General features: G+C 41.4%; 4 protein-coding genes and 1 pseudogene. 4 read left to right on the forward strand and 1 reads right to left on the reverse strand.

Features of this window, described 5'->3' with window-relative positions; genetic code table 11:
* The first annotated feature begins 158 nt into the window (after positions 1-158).
* Together PX484_RS10455 and PX484_RS10460 are read left to right on the forward strand one after the other, a co-directional pair.
* Positions 159-923 (forward strand): hypothetical protein, encoded by a 765-nt coding sequence (locus PX484_RS10455; RefSeq protein ID WP_287768025.1) that lies wholly within the window; start codon positions 159-161, stop codon positions 921-923.
* Positions 920-1330, forward strand: coding sequence for a PIN domain-containing protein (locus PX484_RS10460; RefSeq protein WP_287768022.1), 411 nt, complete (start codon positions 920-922; stop codon positions 1328-1330). Before PX484_RS10455 ends, PX484_RS10460 begins: the two co-directional genes overlap by 4 nt.
* Here the strand turns inward: PX484_RS10460 and PX484_RS10465 are convergent, their stop codons facing one another.
* Entirely contained in the window at positions 1331-2389 is a 1059-nt protein-coding gene (locus tag PX484_RS10465) for a potassium channel family protein (RefSeq protein ID WP_002803175.1), read from the reverse strand.
* A gap of 126 nt (positions 2390-2515) precedes the next feature.
* Here PX484_RS10465 and PX484_RS10470 point away from each other — a divergent pair, with 126 nt between their 5' ends.
* Both PX484_RS10470 and PX484_RS10475 read left to right on the forward strand, forming a co-directional pair.
* The gene (locus tag PX484_RS10470) at positions 2516-3799 is read left to right on the forward strand and encodes an aspartate aminotransferase family protein (protein WP_287768019.1); all 1284 of its coding nucleotides are present in this window, start codon (positions 2516-2518) and stop codon (positions 3797-3799) included.
* A 140-nt stretch (positions 3800-3939) separates the two neighbouring features.
* Positions 3940-4311, forward strand: a pseudogene (locus tag PX484_RS10475) (O-linked N-acetylglucosamine transferase, SPINDLY family protein); the annotation flags it as partial.

The following is a 4311-nucleotide window of genomic DNA, read 5'->3' on the forward strand; positions in this document are numbered from 1 at the left end:
TCTTGGATTTGGTGGGTAAAGTGTATTCTAAGATACATTCCTCCTAGCGAGGGGGTGGAACGAACCACAAAGACACAAAGGACACAAAGATTGATCGATCCGATGTAAGTTAAACTTATCACACAGAACCTAGAAGAGCCGTTTTAGGAGAGGTAAATATGATGAATAGTCTGCAAACTTCAGTCGAACGGGAAAATTTAGGACAACTTTTGTTAGAAAATCTGCAAAATATTACAGATAAACTCGATCAAATTGTCACCGATTCCGATCGGATAATACTGGATAATTTACTACAAGAAACTAAGATTTTAGTTGAGCAAGTTAAAGATAACTCTAAAACTTATCAAGCAAGAGCCGATATATTTTATCAAATTGATAAATTATGGTTTCAGGTATGGAAACAGTATAGAGATGAGGATTCAGCACTGGAGTTAATCCAATATATAGACCAATTTACTAATCAAATTACTGCCTATAATCAATTATTTATCAGCCTTGCTCAGATCAATGAGGGAAAGACTGGTGAAGAAAAAGCCGATTTAATCAGAGTGGTGGAAGGTTCACACATTCTCTCGGAAACCATAGATGTGTTTATTGATATGTTTGCCGATTCAGAATTAGAGCAAATTTACCAGGGAGCTAAAAATGCTCTATCGGTTTCTAATCGTACTATAACCGAATATTTCCAAGATACTGACAAATCTTTAGTCACCCAATTGAGAGCTTATAGTAGTTTAATAATTTTCAGAATTCAAGAGCGATTTAATCCTAGTAATGTATCCTCAGAAACTACCTCTCATTCCCTAACAGATGACTTAAGCGATCTTGATCCTTGGACAAGAGACTTAGTGGGGGTTGTCGATTTAGGACCAGAAGACCCAAAAGAATCGTATATTGATTATTTAGTGGAGAAGTATCGGTGAAACGAGTCCTATTCGATAGTGATGTATTGCTAGATGTTTTGGATAAGCGTGAACCACATTTTCAAGCATCTGTACAAGCATTAAATACAGTTAAGACAGGTAAAACTCAAGGATATATTTCTGGTCATGCCGTCACCAATATTTATTATATTTTGTCTAGAAAAAACGAAAGAGAAGTCTCAAGAAAGTTGGTGATAAGTCTTCTAGAGAATTTGCAAGTTGCTAGGGTGACAGATGCAATAATTAGGCAAGCATTGGCAAGTCAGATGAAAGATTTTGAAGATGCCGTTACCAGTGCCGTTGCTGAATCGGAAAAGCTAGAAATAATCATAACGCGAAACCTAAGAGATTTTGCTGTTTCCCCTGTTCCCGCAATGCTACCAGCCGATTTTTTATCGATTCTTTAACTAATGCTTCGGTAAACGTAAACCATCCGATCGCATGGGGATTAAAATCTGAGTTAAACTGCGTAATTGTTCGGCCGTTCCCATACAAATTAACAGATCCCCGGCCATTAATTCCGTATCGCCAGTGGGTCCCCCGATTAGCGTACCATCGGCGCGACGTATAGCCAAAACTAAGGCCCCCGATCGAGATCTTAAATGTGCTTGACTAAGACTTAAACCGACACAGGGACAAGTCCGCGGATCGATTAAAAATTCTTCCATATAAAATGATCGATCAGTTCCGGTTAAAATCCCATCGACAAAATCCATCACCTGGGGTCGTAGGGCCGCGGCCGCTAATCTTCTACCGCCGGTAATATAGGGAGATACTACCGCATCGGCCCCGGCCCGTTGTAATTTTTGTACTGCTTCCTCGGTACTGGCCCTAGCAATGGCGCGGATTTTCGGATTAAGAGTTTTAGCAGACAAAACTGTATATAAATTCTCCGCATCGGAAGTTAAAGCGGCCACAATACAAATAGCGCGTTCAATTCCTGCCATTTGTAAAGATTTATCTAAGGTGGCATCTCCTTGAACAACAATATAATTTAATTCTTTGGCCCGATTTACCTGTAGGGGGTCTGTATCAATGACTACAAAAGGAATATTTTCGGCGTAAAATTCGATCGCCACCTGTCTCCCCGTGCGACCCAAACCACAGATGATATAGTGTTCTGATAGTCGATCGATCAAGCGTTTCTCCTGTCTCTGTTTGAGTCCCTCTTGAAAATAGCCTTGAATTAAAGCTTCGGTCAAGCGATTAACAATATAACCGATGCTGACTACTCCCATGATAATCAAAACCATTGTAAACAATCGTCCCCGTTCACCTAGGGGATTAATTTCGCCAAAACCGACGGTAGCGAGGGTACTAATCGTCATATAGGCCGAATCTAGCCAACTCCAACCCTCGATCAGATGATACCAAAGCGTACCCAGCAAAAATACCACAATCAGGGCAAAAATTCCCCCGATTAATTCCTGACGCAGACGACGATATTTATCTTCACTGATAGACAAGCAAAATTCACCCCTAAGACTGTCTAGTAAATTACAATAAAATCAGTTTTTAATCTAAATAACCCGTCCTTCTCAGACGGATTTGATTATAATTTCCCCTATGTCTAATCGCGCAGGAGTTCCCCAGTGAGTCCAGAAACCCTTTTAGAACCAACCCTAGTTGATCCCACTCCCAATTTAAACCCGAATCAACCCTTCGATCCAGATAGTTTTAACAGCTATGTGATGAATACTTATGGTCGTTTTCCCATTGCGATCGCCAAAGGGTTAGGCTGTCTTCTCTGGGATACTTCCGGTAAACAATACCTTGATTTTGTCGCGGGAATTGCCACCTGTACCCTCGGTCACGCGCACCCTGCTTTAATTGAAGTGGTTAGCCAGCAAATCCAAAAACTCCATCATGTCTCGAATTTATACTATATTCCCGAACAAGGGGAACTAGCTAAATGGATTGTCGATCATTCCTGCGCTGATAAGGTCTTTTTCTGTAATTCTGGTGCGGAAGCGAACGAAGCGGCAATTAAATTAGTGCGGAAATATGCCCATACGGTTCTAGATTTCCTCGAACAGCCAGTGATTTTAACCGCTCACGCTAGTTTTCACGGTCGGACTTTAGCTACCATCACCGCAACCGGTCAACCGAAGTACCAAAAAGATTTTGAACCCCTGATGCCAGGGTTTGCCTATATTCCCTATAATGATATCGAAGCGGTGGAAAATGCGATCGCTGATCTCGATGAGGGTAATCGTCGTGTGGCCGCGATTATGTTGGAACCGCTGCAGGGTGAAGGGGGAGTTCGTCCGGGAGATATCGAATATTTCCAACGTTTACGGCAAATTTGCGACGAAAATAACATTTTGCTTGTCTTTGATGAGGTACAGGTGGGAGTCGGAAGAACTGGTAAACTCTGGGGTTATGAGAATTTAGGAGTGGAACCGGATATTTTCACTTCTGCTAAGGGTTTAGCGGGGGGTATTCCCATCGGTGCGATGATGTGCAGAAAATTCTGTGATGTGTTTGAACCGGGTAGTCATGCGAGTACCTTTGGAGGTAATCCGTTCGCTTGTGCCTCAGCTTTAACAGTATTACAAACCATTGAACGGGATCATCTTCTCGAAAATGTCCAGCAGCGAGGGGAACAATTACGGGCCCGTTTACGCGTGATTGCTTCTCAATATCCCCATCTATTTGTTGATGTGCGCGGTTGGGGTTTAATTAATGGTCTGGAAATTAATTCAGAAAGTGAGTTAGTTTCATCTACTATTGTTAATGCATCCTTGGCAGAGGGTTTATTAATTGCCCCCGCAGGTCCGAAAGTTCTCCGTTTTGTACCTCCTTTAATCGTCTCGGAAACAGAAGTAGATGAGGCTATGGATAAGCTAGAAGCAGCCATCGCTAAAGTGTTTTAATTTCAGTTATCAGTTATCAGTTATCAGATGTAAGTTTTAAGTTGACAGTTCCCAGTTATGAGTCAATTCTTTTTGAGCTTTATCACCCTAACTGTCACTTTTTCGCTGATTACTGGTTACTGTTTACTGATAACTGATTTATGTGGCATCCTGACGCTTATCAAGCTTTAATTGCCGAGAATTATCGCCAAGTTGCGGCAATCTACGAGGAACTAATCGATAACAATCCCGAAAATATTTCTGACTATTGGTACTTAGGAGTTGCCTATCTTCTGCAAAATTTAGAAGCAGAGGCACAGGTGATGTGGCAAAATGTTTTCAGGGGAGGTAATCCGGAAGAAGTTAAGCAATGGCAAGCAGAATTAGAAGCAGTTTTAGACGCAGAAGCGCGACGACAACAAAGAAAAGGTGATCTGGCAGCTGTAGAATATTTTCGCTATCATCTACAGGAAATTGTTCCCAAGTCAATTAATAATTTATTAGCTTTATTCGACTTAGCTTTAGATTTAGAA

This window comes from Microcystis sp. M49636_WE2, from assembly GCF_030065375.1.
Taxonomy (GTDB): Bacteria; Cyanobacteriota; Cyanobacteriia; order Cyanobacteriales; family Microcystaceae; genus Microcystis; species Microcystis aeruginosa_C.